General features: G+C 49.6%; 11 protein-coding genes. 4 read left to right on the top strand and 7 right to left on the bottom strand.

Features of this window, described 5'->3' with window-relative positions:
* Positions 1 to 354: 354 nt before the first annotated feature.
* The 3 genes from BCT27_RS11205 to BCT27_RS11195 all read left to right on the top strand — a co-directional run bounded on the left by BCT27_RS11205 (position 355) and on the right by BCT27_RS11195 (position 5255).
* Positions 355 to 1458, top strand: coding sequence for an efflux RND transporter periplasmic adaptor subunit (locus tag BCT27_RS11205; RefSeq protein ID WP_198597549.1), 1104 nt, complete (start codon positions 355 to 357; stop codon positions 1456 to 1458).
* 11 nt (positions 1459 to 1469) lie between these two features.
* The gene (locus tag BCT27_RS11200) at positions 1470 to 4577 is read left to right on the top strand and encodes an efflux RND transporter permease subunit (RefSeq protein ID WP_102395843.1); all 3108 of its coding nucleotides are present in this window, start codon (positions 1470 to 1472) and stop codon (positions 4575 to 4577) included.
* Positions 4578 to 4763: 186 nt separating this feature from the next.
* Complete coding sequence (locus tag BCT27_RS11195) at positions 4764 to 5255, top strand: peptidylprolyl isomerase (protein WP_017015266.1); 492 nt, start codon at positions 4764 to 4766, stop codon at positions 5253 to 5255.
* Positions 5256 to 5378: 123 nt separating this feature from the next.
* Here BCT27_RS11195 and rodA read toward each other — a convergent pair whose 3' ends face one another.
* The 5 genes from rodA to BCT27_RS11170 form a co-directional block, all read right to left on the bottom strand.
* Complete coding sequence (gene rodA, locus BCT27_RS11190; protein WP_102316721.1) at positions 5379 to 6488, bottom strand: rod shape-determining protein RodA; 1110 nt, start codon at positions 6486 to 6488, stop codon at positions 5379 to 5381.
* Positions 6489 to 6555: 67 nt separating this feature from the next.
* A complete protein-coding gene (locus BCT27_RS11185) occupies positions 6556 to 7227 on the bottom strand; it encodes a DedA family protein (protein ID WP_102391474.1) in 672 nt (223 codons plus the stop codon).
* Between the two features lie 139 nt (positions 7228 to 7366).
* The gene (locus BCT27_RS11180) at positions 7367 to 7744 is read right to left on the bottom strand and encodes a hypothetical protein (RefSeq protein WP_102395842.1); all 378 of its coding nucleotides are present in this window, start codon (positions 7742 to 7744) and stop codon (positions 7367 to 7369) included.
* A 166-nt stretch (positions 7745 to 7910) separates the two neighbouring features.
* Positions 7911 to 8642: a phosphatase PAP2 family protein gene (locus BCT27_RS11175; protein ID WP_102395841.1), complete on the bottom strand. Its 732-nt coding sequence runs from the start codon at positions 8640 to 8642 to the stop codon at positions 7911 to 7913.
* 186 nt (positions 8643 to 8828) lie between these two features.
* Positions 8829 to 9041, bottom strand: coding sequence for a hypothetical protein (locus BCT27_RS11170; protein WP_102395840.1), 213 nt, complete (start codon positions 9039 to 9041; stop codon positions 8829 to 8831).
* 173 nt (positions 9042 to 9214) lie between these two features.
* Between BCT27_RS11170 and BCT27_RS11165 the strand changes: the two genes are divergently transcribed.
* On the top strand, positions 9215 to 12757 hold the full coding sequence (locus BCT27_RS11165; protein WP_102395839.1) for a beta-propeller fold lactonase family protein: 3543 nt from the start codon (positions 9215 to 9217) through the stop codon (positions 12755 to 12757).
* A gap of 91 nt (positions 12758 to 12848) precedes the next feature.
* Here BCT27_RS11165 and gdhA read toward each other — a convergent pair whose 3' ends face one another.
* Both gdhA and BCT27_RS11155 read right to left on the bottom strand, forming a co-directional pair.
* On the bottom strand, positions 12849 to 14195 hold the full coding sequence (gene gdhA, locus BCT27_RS11160; RefSeq protein ID WP_102316727.1) for an NADP-specific glutamate dehydrogenase: 1347 nt from the start codon (positions 14193 to 14195) through the stop codon (positions 12849 to 12851).
* Between the two features lie 389 nt (positions 14196 to 14584).
* Positions 14585 to 15526, bottom strand: a complete 942-nt coding sequence (locus BCT27_RS11155; protein WP_102395838.1) for a hypothetical protein — start codon at positions 15524 to 15526, stop codon at positions 14585 to 14587.
* Positions 15527 to 15800 lie beyond the last annotated feature (274 nt).

The raw sequence follows: 15800 nt of genomic DNA, 5'->3' as shown, positions 1-15800 counted from the left end.
ATATTGCGGGGACATTTTAAAAACCAAAGGAGGCGCAACGCCTCCTTTTTCGTGTCTTTCACACCCTCAATGAAAAAGATCAACGCGTTCTGACTTTTCCCTCGCACATCGCGCCTCCTTCAACTGTCTGATTTATTGTTCATTTCTCACACCTCAAATGTTTATTCCTTGCCGCGCAATTCTCGCGTTTCATTCGTCCCAAGATGGACACAACCCAATGTGACAGGTTGCTTATACTTTTTCCTACCGCACTGGAGAGGCAGTAAAAATGGACATTCAGCCACCACGTTTCACTGACGTACACCAACATAATTCCTTGTCAACACACACTAACTCGAGCAGGGAGCATTACGCATGAACAAATGGGTCTTAGGAATGCTGGTGGTGGTCGTGCTCGCCTTTGGCACCGTTATTGGCTTTAACCTTTTCGTGAACAATAAGATTAAAAATACCCTCGCCAACCTGCCAGAGCCTGTTTATCCCGTGACGATTGAAACGCTCACCCCAACAGTGTGGCCGCAAAATATCAGTGCGATCGGGTTTATCGAACCTAACCAAGGGGTCAATATCTCTAATGAGGTCGCGGGCATCGTCACCGGCATTAACTTTGAAAACGGCCAATCCGTGGAAAAAGGCACCGTGTTGGTCAATCTTGATGCTTCCGTGCAAGCCGCCGATCTGAAAGCACAGCAAGTGCAATTGCCGTCGGTGCGCGATGACTACAACCGCCTCGTCAAACTCTACAAAGAGCGCTCAGTATCAGAACAAAGTGTTGAAGCGGCGCAATCAAAATATGAGGCGCTGCTTGCCAGTATTGAGAGCCTGCAAGCCACCATTGCCCTCCGAGAAATCAAAGCCCCCTTTAATGGTTTACTCGGTATTCGCAACGTTAATCTCGGTCAATATGCCTCTGTAGGTTCTGACATTGTTCGTCTCGATGATTTGTCCGTCATGCGTGTACGATTCAGTGTGCCGCAATCGGAACTCGGTAAAATCAGCATCGGTCAGCCTATTTCACTGACCGTGGAAGCATACCCAGACCGCACTTATGAAGGAAAAATCAACGCCATTGAACCTGTGGTCAACGCCCAAACAGGTTTAGTCGCCATTCAAGCTGAACTGCCCAATGAGGACCGGTCATTACGCGGCGGTATGTTTGCCGACGTCGCCGTTGCACTGACAGATTTGGACAAACAGTTTGTGGTTCCACAAACCGCCATCGTCTTCGCCTTGTACGGTAACTCAGTGTATGTCACCGAGAAGAAAGACGACGAAACACGGGTAAGACAGGTCACGGTTGAAGTGGTTGCGCGAAACGGTAACAACGCATTGGTATCGGGGGCGCTGAAATTCAACGAAGACGTTGTCACCACAGGCATTTTAAACTTAGGCAACAACACCAAAGTGAAGATTGTGCCAAACCCCATTTCTGTTCCTGATTCCATGCCACAGTTGTAAGGAGTCAGACGATGAAATTTACAGATATATTCATCTACCGCCCTGTGATGGCGGCATCACTCAGCATCTTATTGCTGTTGCTCGGCCTGAATGCGTTAAAAGATCTGCAAGTGCGGCAATACCCAGAAATGACAAATACCGTCATCACCGTTGGCACCGCGTATCCGGGGGCAGATGCAGAATTGGTGGAAGGCTTTATCACCCAGCCTTTAGAACAAGCGTTGTCTCAAGTGGACAACCTCGATTTCATGACCTCCGCCAGCGAGCTTGGCAGTTCAAGCATCGTATTGAACATGATGCTGAACACCAACCCAGATGAGGCACTGGCGAACGTCCTCTCCCAAATCAATTCCGTCACAAACCAATTGCCGCAAGAAGCTTACGATCCGTCAGTCACTTCATCGACGGGCTCAACAACGTCAATCATGTACTTGTCGTTTTTCAGTGAAGACCTCAATTCCAGTCAGATTGCTGATTACCTTGAGCGGGTGGTGAACCCCCAACTTTCGACCATCAACGGGGTGTCCAATATTTCCATGATGGGCGGCGCCCCTTTCGCTTTGCGAATATGGCCAGATCCGGAAAAGCTGGGGCAGTACGATCTCTCCACCTCCGATCTTGTCGGCATCTTGCAGCAAAACAACTATCAATCAGCGGTCGGCCAGTTCAGCAGTTATTTCACTGTGCTAAACAGTACGATCGACAGCCAAGTTGACACGGTAGAAGGGTTACGCAACCTCATCATCAAAAGCCAAAAAGGCCAAGTTGTGCTGCTCAGTGACGTGGCCGAAGTGAACATGAGCAAAAGTAACGACAGCTTCCGCGCGTTAGCCAACGGACGAGAAGCGGTCATTATCGGTATTAACGCCACCCCAACCGCCAATCCGTTGGACGTGGCAGCAGGCATCAGTGGTTTGTTCACCTCGATTCAACACAACTTGCCGTCCACCATGAAAGCCAGCGTACTGTATGACTCCACGCTGGCAATCACAGACTCGATCGATGAAGTGGTTAAAACCATTGGCGAAGCTGCACTCATTGTGATTGTGGTGATCTTGCTGTTCCTTGGATCGTTTCGCGCCGTTGTCATTCCTATTGTTACCATTCCCTTGTCACTCATTGGCGTCGCTGTCGTCATGCAAGCCTTTGGCTTCACGCTGAATTTGATGACCTTGCTCGCCATGGTATTGGCCATCGGGCTGGTGGTAGACGATGCCATTGTGGTGGTGGAAAACGTCGATCGACACATCAAGATGGGCACCAAACCTTTCAAAGCCGCGCTCGAAGCGACACGAGAAATCGCCGTCCCTATTATCTCAATGACCATCACCCTTGCTGCCGTGTACGCACCGATTGCACTGATGGGCGGCGTAACAGGGGCATTGTTCAAAGAATTCGCACTCACACTCGCTGGCGCTGTGTTTATCTCCGGCTTCGTGGCGCTCACTTTATCGCCGATGATGTGCTCCAAAATGCTCAAACCACACACCCAACCGAGCCGCTTTGAGGCCACCGTCGAGCGCGTCTTGGGTGGGTTAACCCAACGCTATGAACATGCTTTACATGCAGTCATGGAACACAAACGCGTCGTGGTTGCCTTCGCGATTGCCGTGTTCGTCGCCCTTCCCATGCTGTTTACCTTTGTACCTTCCCAACTCGCGCCTGATGAAGATCAGGGCGTGGTTGTGGTAATAGGCAGCACACCTTCCACGTCAAACAACGATTACATTCAAGCCAACATGAAATTGATCGCGAACATCATCGCCGATCAACCACAAGCAGAAGCGTCGCTAGCCCTTGTCGGCGTGCCGACCAGTAGCCAAGGCATTGCGATTGGCCCATTGATACCGTGGAGTGACAGAGCCTTAAGCCAAAAAGAGATCTCCGCCAACATCAATAAGGCAGCGAAAGACATTCCGGGCATCAATGCAACTGCCTATCAAATGCCTTCACTTCCCGGCGCATCTGGCGGCTTGCCGGTTCAGTTCGTGATCACCAGCCCCGCTGATTTCGAAACCTTGTTCAACATTGGCAACAAGATCCTAGAAAAAGTGAAAGCCAGCCCGCTTTTCGTCTATTCGGACGTGAATTTAAAATATGATTCGGGCTTGGTGCGTCTGCACATTGATCGAAATGCTGCGGGGGCATATGGCGTAACCATGCAAGAGATAGGCGCGACGTTAGGCACCATGATGAGTGGCGGGTACATCAATCGCGTGAACATTGATGGCCGTTCTTATGAGGTCATTCCGCAACTTGATCGGGTTAACCGCGCCAACCCGAGTAACATCAATAAATTCTACGTGACGACGCAAGACGGATCCGCCGTTCCGCTCTCTAGCTTGGTCAGCTTCACTGTGGATGGACAAGCGAAATCACTGCCCCACTACAACCAAATGAACTCCATTTCGATTGAAGCCGTGCCTGCCCCAAATGTTGCAATGGGCGATGCCATCGCCTTCCTTGAGGGGTTAGCGGTCACTGACTTACCGCAGGGTTACACCTATTCCTTTATGGGCGAAGCGCGTCAATTCGTGGAAGAAGGCAGTTCCTTATACCAAACCTTCGCGCTGGCATTAGCCATCATCTTCTTGGTGCTCGCCAGCCAGTTTGAAAGTGTTCGTGACCCTTTGGTGATCATGTTCACCGTTCCTCTTGCCATCAGTGGCGCATTAATTGCCTTGGGGTGGACACATATATCAGGGGAAACCTCGATGAACATCTACTCGCAGGTCGGATTGATTACCCTCGTAGGGCTTATCACCAAGCACGGTATTTTGATGTGTGAAGTCGCCAAAGAAGAGCAAATATTGAAAGGTGCGTCTAAACAAGCCGCGATCATTGAAGCGGCAACTGTGCGTCTTCGTCCTATTTTAATGACCACATCCGCCATGATTGCAGGTTTGATCCCCTTACTGTTTGCCACAGGTGCGGGCGCAGCATCCCGCTACAACATCGGGCTCGTGATTGTGGCAGGGCTCGCCGTGGGCACCTTGTTCACCTTGTTCGTGCTTCCCGTGATGTACACCTTTATTGCCGATCAACACAAACTGCACGAAGGAGACATGGACGAGGCCGAAGAAGAATTTGGAGATAACGAGCCAAAACCAAGCCATTGATCGCTAACACCGATAGACCGGTATCCATGCTCGGCATACATCGCCGAGCATGTCCGTTTTATCCGCGTCATGCCATTGAGGGAAACTCACTAAACGAGGCGCGTTTACATGCATCTTGGCTTTGCGTGCTCGTTTGCTTTGCGTATACTGCGCCCCCCTTGATTTAACCCTTATCGGTCACGACCTATGATTATTTTATCTACCAACTTCGGCGACATTGAAATCGAACTCGACATGGACAAAGCGCCAGTCACGTCTAAAAACTTCCTGAAATACTGCGAAGATGGTTTCTACGACAACACGATTTTCCACCGTGTGATCAAAGGCTTCATGATCCAAGGCGGCGGTTTCACCGCGAAAATGAAAGAAAAACCAACACGTGAAACGATTGTGAACGAAGCAAACCGCGGTTTGAAAAACGTCACAGGCTCTATCGCAATGGCGCGCACAGATGCCCCACATTCAGCAACTGCGCAGTTCTTCATTAACTTGGAAAACAACCATTTCCTTGACCACACCGCAACGACCAACCAAGGTTGGGGTTACGCCGTGTTTGGTAAAGTGACCGTGGGTATGGATGTGGTAAACAACATTGGTAACGCAATGACCACGCGCGTTGCAGGCCACGATGACGTGCCGATGGATCCGATCGTTATCCAAAGCGTGACCATCAAATAACACTGACTTACCGTTGTTTAACGACACAGCATTCAGTGAAAAACAGACACAAAAAAGGCAGGTTTTTAAACCTGCCTTTTTGATTTCTGCTACTCGATTAAGGTGCGTTCAACTCGCTAACGACTAACGTGCAAAGCTGCGTTGAGACCATGTAGCTTCTGCTTGTTGTACCCCACAGCACAGCGCCATGATGATACCAAAACACGCACCTTGCGTGATCATCGCCGTGCCACCGTAACTAATGAACGGCAACGGACTCCCCATCACCGGCAGCAACCCGCTCACCATGCCAAGGTTGATAAAGGCATACAGGAAGAAACTCATTGCCAACGCGCCACTCACAAGACGAGAAAACGCGGATGGGCTTTGGCTCGCAAGCCACAGAGTTCGACCTGAAATAAACAAGTACAACAAGATCACTACAACACAGCCCAAGTAGCCCCACTCTTCCGCAAATGTCGAAAAAATGAAGTCAGTGTGGCTTTCAGGAATAAAGCCCAGTTGTCCTTGTGTCGCGCTCATGAACCCTTTGCCTTTCACGCCACCTGAACCTATCGCAATCAAAGATTGGATGATTTGATAGCCAGAACCCAAGGGATCAGACTCAGGATTCAGAAACTGAGTGACACGCATTTTTTGATAGTCTTTCATAAAGAAAAACCACATCACAGGCACAGTCGCTGCCACCGTTGCCAACACCGAACCAATAATTTTCCAACTCATGCCCGCTAAATACAGCACAAACAGCGCGTACATCACGGTGAAAATCGCACCATCCAAATCAGGTTGAATAACAATCAATCCAGCAGGTAGCGCTGTGACTAACCCGCACATGGCGATTTTATGAAACCCCGGTCGCCCTGGGTCTTTCACAATGAGCCATGCCACCATCATTGGCATAGCCACTTTGATTAGCTCAGAGGGTTGAAAACGGATTGGGCCGAGCGCCAACCAACGTTTTGCACCGTTTACTGTGTCACCAGCAACGATAACCCCAACTAACAACACCACTGCAATAATGAAGAGCTTGGGTGCAAAATCTTTATAGCTTCTTGCAGGAATGGCTGATAAACCTATGAGTGCCAAAATGGCCAACGCGGCACGCGCTAAATGGCGTTCTAGCGTGGGCAAGCTATAGCCACTCGCACTCCACACACTTAGCGATCCGAAGGCAATCAACGCACAAATCGCAAAAAACAGCGGATAATCTATCCGCAAGCGAAAGCTAAACACGGAACTCTCTATCTCACTCAGTTAAAAAAAGCGCGCCATAGTAACGCCAACGCGCACAAATGCAATCTTATGCGGAGGGTTTCAAATTACCTTGCAGCGCTTTACGAATGCGCCACGTTACCGCCGTCAAAATCGCGATACACAGAGTGATCACAGGTGCTGCCATCAGCCCCATGGTCACCAAACGACTGATCGGCTCAGGCAGCGACGGTAAGAGGTAACCCAATCCCGACAGCAAGAACACCCACATGGTTGCACTCAACCACGCAAAGTAGTGGAAACGCGGTGCCTCATGAACACGCATCCCCATCATCATTGGCAGCACAGAGCGCACCCCTGGCACAAAACGCGCGATAAACAACGCAACCAGACCATGACGGCATAACAGCGCATCGACTGTGCGCATTTGCTTCTCAGGCACTTTTGACAGCCATGACTGCACCAACGGCAATCTGTTCAGCCATCGACCTTGAGAGAATGCCAACCAACTGCCCATGGAAGCCGCAATGATCAGCATTGGGAACGCAAGGAAAGGATCCAGCACACCCACCGCTGACAAGGTGCCAACTAACACGACGATACTGTCACATGGCAAAGGTGCTGCAGGGAGAAAACCGCTCTCAAGGCTGATGAGAATCGCCACGAGAATATAGATAAGGGTTGCGCTGCCCGGGGTGAGAAGTGCGTTGAAATCTTGGTGCCAAATGGCGACCAAAACTTCTTGGATTGCTTCAAACATGGTTTCTCCAAAAATACCAAGGTTCAAGAAATGCGTGTTACGGAGTCATTGGTTTTTATTGTTCTACACGACGTGTTCCGCCACGTGAGGCGTGATCACAGAAAACAGGGGCGTCGATGTGTTGCTCGACGTTGGGCTTTTAGCGGGAGTGAATAAATCGATATTGCAGATTAGCGTCTTGCCAACCTCCTAAGCGATCGGAGTCGATGGACAAATGTGTTCTTGGAAACCCATACAAGATGCGTCGCAACACCAGTAGGCTTGCAAAAGAAGCAAACAGCATCGGCCAAGAGAGAGGATCTTTATTCAGTGGGTCTGACGCTGAAACGAGTATTCGAGGCGACGCAATACGCGGGGCTAATGTATCGATTTTAGTGTCTGGTGCGGATTCTTGGCTGACAGCCTTATTTATCACATTTTTAGCATGACTTAACCCAATCACACCAAGGGCGTAACTGCAAAATAACACAGTAAGCAATACCATGATAAATGGTAGCTTTTTGAGCAGTTTTTCCACGCGAGAACCAAGAGAATGAAGGTAGTAACTATTTACTTCTAAACCTGAAAAAAGACAACATTTTTGTCAGGGACAATGCGTGTAAAGTTGAGCAAACACCCACGGATTAAAAATCTAATGAGTAAGCGTAAAAAAAGGGCATACGCCCTTCTCATCAACCTACATATCACGCTTGGTTATTTAGTATTCGACCTTGCCGATAAATCACACTTTCTGCCAAGGGAACAAGGAAGCAAATGCCCGTCGCGAAGATGAGTGAACCGAAAAGATCCACAGGCCAATGCATGCCAAGCCAAAGTCTGCTCATGCCTACAAGCCCCGCCCACATTGCCAACAATACAGCGAGCAAGCGATAGCCTTCAGACAACAAAATAGCACCCCAGAAAATTGCAGCGCAAGCCGCAAAAATCGTATGCCCAGACGGGAACGAATAGTTTGTTTCCCCTTCCCAATGCGGCAAACGCCATTCGCTTACTGAGTCCTTCACCGTATCAATCGCCTTGACACGTTGTGCTGAAGACAACGAATAGAAACCATCCGCAGAATCCACAGCGCCTAGATCCTGCAATACATGCGTATAGGGACGAGCTTCTTGAGTGACCGATTTCAGCACGGTTTTGGTCACGAAACTCGCGCCGAGTACAAACGCAAAACACGACAAACACACCAGCACTCGCTGACGAGGCCATTTTAAGAAAAAGGGGATCGCGCAGAATAATGCAGTGGTGAACAAGAACCCTTTAGATCCCGCAGACCAGGACAAAAAAGAAAACGCTGCACCGAGCGCGTCATTCACTTCACCAACGAACGAAAAGCGCACTGAAACAAGCGCAGAGAAAGACAAAAACATGCAAAGCAATACAGCGCACATCAATCCGTATTTTTTCTGAAAAACCATAAACAGCGCGACCTTTCACTCTCTAAGAACAAGATAATTGGATTCAGCAGTTTACCGCCAAGCCAAAGGTTGCGTGTAAGAACCCGGTGAATTCTTAGATTTCACTTTCTACATGGCTTTCACAAGATCCGACACCATTTCGGCGAAAACAGCGAAACCCTCAGTGAGTGATTCCTATTCCAACCATCACCAAAACATCAACTTCATGCTTTTTTCATCATTTAGAACTGCACATTTACATTGCGCATAACCTGAAAAATTTTGAATTGATATGCCACAAAAAGCACCGTCCAATAACCCAATGTATTTTGGCGCTTTTAATGCACCTTCATATTCTGAGTACTTTTCGTTGCCGATTAAACATGCAGGCTTATTCACTCGCCATAACTCGCCCCTCATGCTTTTCTCCTTTATTTACATCCTCACCCCTTACATATGATCACCCTGTTTCAATAGTGAGGCATTTCTAATTTCAACGTCAGAATAACCACACTTATATTAATGTCACTCAACCACGCGCTCATTTAATAACCACAACAAGAAGCGCATTCATCAACAGAGGGATAAAAGGAATGTCAAACATCATCAATGGGACAAACGGTGACGATAGACTTCGAGGAACCACGGGCGTAGACACAATTTATGGTCACGACGGTAATGATTACATTCAAGGCGACGGCGATACGGATTTCATTTACGGCGGTGACGGCGACGACACGGTGATCGGCGGTGACGGAACAGACGAAGTACATGGCGATGCCGGTAACGATTGGGTTCGCGGCGGTTTCGATAACGACAACCTATTTGGTGATGATGGCGACGACCTCGTTGAAGGTGGCCTAGGTGATGACACCATCTCAGGTGGCAGCGGCGCAGATCGCCTCTTCGGTAACGAAGGCAGCGATACCCTTTACGGCGGCACTGGCGACGACAAAATCCGCGCTGGCGACGATAGCGACGTGGCTAATGGCGGCGAGGGTAACGACGTCATCTTCGGTGACGACGGCGACGATACCGTGAATGGCGACCAAGGAAACGATGTGCTTTGGGGAGGCGACGGCGCCGACACAATGCGTGGTGGTGACGACAATGACTCCCTTTGGGGCCAAGAAGGCAATGATTTTCTTTACGGCGATAAAGGTGACGATACCCTGCGCGGTGGAAACGGTAACGACCAACTAGACGGTGGTTACGATAACGACACCTTGTTTGGTGGCAGCGGTAATGATCGCCTGATTGGCGATGACGGCACTGACCCCAATGCAGGTTCAGGTACCCTTGGCGAAAATGGCGTTGTGCGCATTGAAGCGGCAGGCCCAGCAACAGACGGTGAAGCCAATAGCGCTTGGAACACCACCACAATCACCATTGATGGCGTCCCTTACGTGGTATCAACCAGCTTTGGTTATAGCGGCACAACCATCATCTCACGCGTGGAAACAGACGGCTCACTCACCGAAACAGATCGCATCAGCTACAACAACAGCACAGGCGTGGTAACGTCCACCTCTGGTGGCGACATCACGTCACAAGTTACCGACGCTGGTTTGTCGGTGGGTGCACTCGGCAATGGATTGACACAATCAAACATGTCTGTGGTTGATGGCCAAGCTACCTTGTTCTTAACCTCACAAAACAGCGGTTCGATCACTACGTGGCACATCTCTGAAGATGGTCAACTGTCTTTAGACGGCGGTTTGTCCCACTTCGGTGGTTCTCAAACATGGTTGCGCGGCGGCATCGTGCGTGAAAACGTGAATTTCGAAGCCGACGATGGCACCGAGTACATCTACGCCACCCGTTCTCAGAATGATCGCATCGATATTCTGACCTACGATCCGGCCACGGGTAAAATCGCAGAAACAGGCACCTCTGTTGCAGCAGGCGATTGGGTATCTGGCATCGACATCATTACGACCAACAGCGGCACTTACCTCGCGTCTAGCGCAAATGATAGCGTCAACATGTATGCTGTGGACTCAGCAACGGGCAATCTAACGCTGCTAGACACAGAATCCGTAAAAACAGGCGGCGGCAACTCTGTAAACTTCTACCAAACCGCTGACGGCACAACCTACGCCATTTCATCAAGCAGCGGCAGCGACCAAGCATCCGTGTTTGAAGTAGGCGCTAACGGATCTCTTACACTGACCGACACCGTTGATGGCGGCGGTGCGTACATGTCTTCTGCGGGTTACGTGGAAGGCGAACCTGTCTTCGTCATGCCAAATGCCACAGAAGGTGTTGATCTCTACACCATCGCCGAAGACGGCACGCTGGTTCTGCGCACTACCATTACTGACATGGAAAACGATCAAACGCCTCCTGTCATCGTTCAAACCGAAAACGGTAAATACTTCTTGGTCGATGGTGACGGCAATGCGTCCACTGTCGAACTCGCAACAGGTTTCGTTCACGGCAACGCGTTTAACGACAAACTGTTCGGCGAAGAAGGGGATGATTATCTTGATGGCGGAACCGGTGACGACTTACTGAAAGGCGGCGCGGATAACGACGAGCTTCATGGCGGTGATGGCAACGACCACCTCGTCGGCGACGACGGCACGTCATCAACCATCTCGATCGGTGCAAGTAACAACACCGTCACCAACGAAACCAACTCAAGCTGGAACACCACCACGGTTGATATTGACGGCGTACCATACGTCATCTCCACCAGTTTCGGTTACAGCGGCACCACCATCATTTCGCGCGTTGAAAATGACGGCACACTCACCGAAACCGACCGCATCAGCTACAACAACAGCACGGGAACCGTCACCTCAACATCTGGCGGCGACATCACCGCGCAATTTGCAAGTGCTGGCCTGTCTGTTGGCTCAATGGGCAACGGTTTAACCCAGTCCAACGTCTCGAACATTGATGGCCAAGAGACCCTGTTCGTTACTTCGCAAAACAGTGGCTCCATCACCACATGGCACATTTCTGAAAACGGTGAATTGTCTTTAGATGGCGGTCTGTCTTACTTTGGTGGTTCACAGACGGGGTTGCGCGGTGGCATCGTGCGCGAAAACGTCACCTATGAAGCGAACGACGGAACGGAGTACATATACGCAACACGTGCGCAAAATAATCGTATAGATATCCTGACGTACGATCCTGAAACGGGAAAAATAGCTGAAACAGGCACGTCCATCGAGGCAGGTGATGTTGTGTCTGGTATCGATATTATCACCACAGAGAGCGGCACCTTCGTCGTCTCTAGCGGTAATGACAGTGTGAATACCTATGCCGTTAGCAGCGCGACAGGCAACCTCACGTTGGTGGACTCTCAATCTGTTAAAGCAGGTGGCGGAAACTCTGCAAACTTCTACGAAAAAGCTGATGGCACAACCTATGTGATCACATCAAGCAATGGCAGCGATCAGGCGTCACTCTTTGAGTTGGGATCAAATGGCGTAATGACACTGACAGACACGGTAGATGGTGCGGGCGCTTACATGTCTTCGGCAGGTTATGTGGATGGCGAACCTGTGTTTGTAATGCCGAATGCCTTAGCAGGTGTGGATCTGTATACCATTGGTGAAGATGGCGCCTTCGTATTCCAATTGAACGTCACAGGCATTCAGAACGACCAAACGCCACCGGTGATTGTTCAAACGGAAGACGGCAGCTACTTCTTAGTGGATGCTGACGGCGCAACCGCAAGTGTAGAACTGTTCTTCAACTACGACACGGGCAGCCTTGAAGGCGCGACCAACAACGATACACTTTACGGGGAAGACGGCGACGATTTACTGGAAGGTAATCAAGGCGATGACATGCTCGATGGCGGTGAGGGCAACGATACCTTGCTCGGCGGAAACGGTAACGATTTCCTCACTGGCGGCGCAGGTAACGACACGCTAACCGGTGGTAAGAACGACGATACCTTCTACTTTGACAGTGAATCCGGTAACGACATCATCACTGATTTCAATTCACGCCAAGACAATATCGAAATCGACAGCTCACTTGCGAATGATTACGCCCTGCTGTCATTCACACAAAGCGGCGCTGACACAGTAATTTCAGTTAACGACGGTGCAGCAACCATTACGCTAGAGAACGTCTCAGCAGATACCTTGAATGAAGACCTTTTCGATTTCACATAATTGAACTGACTTACACACAAAACTAAAACGGCCCAACAGGGCCGTTTTTCTTATTCCATTCGATAAATTGGGGCGCTATAGCAATCAAGCATTAGCACACACCTTGCGCCAACATCGCATCTGCCACTTTCACAAACCCCGCGATATTCGCACCAAGTTCATAATTCACTGTCCCTGACTCATCTCGGCCATACTCCGCGCATGTATCGTGAATACGGCGCATGATTTCTTGCAAACGCTGGTCAACTTCTTCTCGGCTCCAACCGAGACGAAGCGCGTTTTGGCTCATTTCCAGACCTGACGTTGCCACACCACCCGCATTGGCTGCTTTGCCGGGCGCATAGAGAATACCGACATTGTTGAACACCGCGACGGCATCTGTCGTACTTGGCATGTTCGCGCCTTCAGCAACCAGTTGAACGCCGTTGCCAGCCAACATTTCGGCATCGTGAACTGTGAGTTCATTTTGCGTTGCACAAGGAAGCGCAATGTCCATTTCATATTGCCAAGGCTTCGCATTCTCAGCGTAGGTCAGACCCATTTTAAGTGCGTAATCAGCAACGCGACCACGTTTTACATTTTTAATGTCCATCAGAATCGCGAGCTTTTCGGGCGTAAAGCCTTCGGGGTCATAGACAGTACCGGATGAATCAGACGCCGTGATCACGGTCCCTCCCATCTGCATCGCTTTTTCAATGGCAAATTGCGCCACATTGCCTGAACCCGACACACCCACACGCTTACCTGTTAGTGTTTGCCCTTTCTCTTTTAGCATTGCCTCAACAAAGTAAAGCAGGCCATAGCCCGTCGCTTCTGGGCGAATCAAGCTGCCACCAAAAGTCAGTCCCTTGCCTGTGAATACACATTCAGCGCTGTTAGAAAGCCTCTTCATCATACCAGTCATAAAGCCAACTTCACGCGCTCCCACGCCGATATCGCCCGCAGGCACATCAGTGTCAGCGCCTAAATGACGGTGTAATTCAAGCATCAATGCCTGACAAAAACGCATGATCTCGTTGTCACTTCTACCTTTCGGATCAAAATCACTGCCGCCTTTACCGCCGCCCATTGGTAAGGTTGTTAACGCATTTTTAAACGTCTGCTCAAAGGCCAAAAACTTGAGTACCGAAGAATTGACCGAAGGGTGAAAACGCATTCCTCCTTTGTATGGCCCTATCGCAGAGTTATGTTGAACACGAAACGCGCGGTTGACGTTCACTTTGCCGTTATCATCAACCCAGCTTACGCGGAATTGAATTAAACGCTCCGGCTCAACCAGACGCTCAAGGATCCCCGCTTCAATGTATTTTGGATGCCTTTCAACGAAAGGCCATATAGAGGCTATTACCTCTGTCACCGCCTGAAGGTACTCAGGCTGATTGGGATTGTTTTTAGCAACACGCGACAAAAACGCGTCTTTAAGCATCACTTCTGTCATCACGAACTCCGTCTCTGAAAGTCACCCCCTATGAATTAATATGCACTTAGGTGGGTATATTTTGTTCCATCGACGGTTATATCAGGTTCATCACCCTCGCTATAAATAAGAAGCGATGATTTTTAATCACACATCTAAGTCCGAGATTAAAGTATTTTGTTTTGTTTATTTTGACTTAGGAGTAATGTAAATCGGTAGAGCCACATACTTCGAAAAAACAGCTAATTAGATAGCCTTAAGGTGTGTAAACAATGCATATTGCCTGATGCGATTTACGCCTACCACTTTAAAACCTGAGAGAAAGGGAAGTTACAACGACAGACAAGCAGGGTTAACAGCGTTGGTTTAAGGATTGTGGGGAAACACTAAGTCACCCCGCCTGCTCATTCTCACCACATACCCTTATTGGGATCACTCTCCTCCACCCACGCAGCATCTTCTCTGGCTTCTAAATACAACTGCAGACCATTGTAGGATGCGAAAGCCGCAGCGCCGCCGAGGTGTTGAAAGTCATCAAAGTAATCATCTTCCAACAGGCACAGGGCTGATAGCGTATGTGCGCCCCTGTCCATCGCCCATTGAATGGCGAAGGTGGGTGCGATGGCACCTGATACCGTGACTTCAACAACGGCATGATCTTGGGCATTCATCGCCAACCGTTCGCGCTCGGCTTCTCGGTCTTCGACTTCTTGAACGGCGATGTCATCAATGATCTGGGTGCGTCGTGCGGGAGAAATGCGTTTGTTGAGTTTGGCGATTTTCAATGCGTAGCCGAACCGGGCTGGCGTAACAATATCCACCACTTGCGTCAGCAGGTCTCTGTCTACATCACTCGCGTTCACGAAGAATTCGACACACGCAGCAAGCGAGGCATAGTGCATGCCGTCAAATTCAAAACTGCTCGTGTCATCAATGGCGTAAAAAGGCAGACCATCGACGATAAGCGGCCAACCTTCGTAAGCGATTCGCTGCTTGGCGATTTCATACATCTGCCATGCGCTTTCTCCGAATCCACCCAATATCGAGCCTGAAAACTCACTGTCTTCGAGCTCTTCCTTCGTCCAGTTCTCACCGACTGCCAGGTGTTTGGTGTATTTGGTCATCAGTTGCTGTTTGATATGGGCGCGCAATTGCCAAATCGATTTAATGTCACGAGGGTGTGAGATTGCCTCGCACTCTTTGCAAGCAGGGATCGCCAACAATGCATGTTCTACGTTTTTATTGGCGCGACGCGGAAAGTTCAACTCTCGAGAGGCTGGCTCGCCACAAAACCAACAGGTGTGGCGAAAGTTGAACGGGATATCAATCAGGGTATGAGAGTCAGTTTGCATGGCGGCTATATACTTGAACGAATGAGGGCAGTTTACGTTGGAATGCGAACAAAGTATCTATTCGCGCGACGACAAAGTCGGCTTCTTTGTTTCAGGCTCGCCTAACGCATATACCCAAACAACCTGAAGATGCTCGATTTCAGAGGCCATCAGTGCGTTCAGTTCAAGGCAAATTCTTGTAGGAATAGTCATTCTATTTCACAGGAATTTAACGATGAAGTGGACGCACTGAGGGCCTCCCTTCGGGCGAGTTTACTGACGCCATGCTCGGTGT

Source organism: Enterovibrio norvegicus (genome assembly GCF_002876705.1).
Lineage (GTDB): Bacteria > Pseudomonadota > Gammaproteobacteria > Enterobacterales > Vibrionaceae > Enterovibrio > Enterovibrio norvegicus_B.
This window is presented reverse-complemented; position numbering and strand designations above follow the sequence as displayed.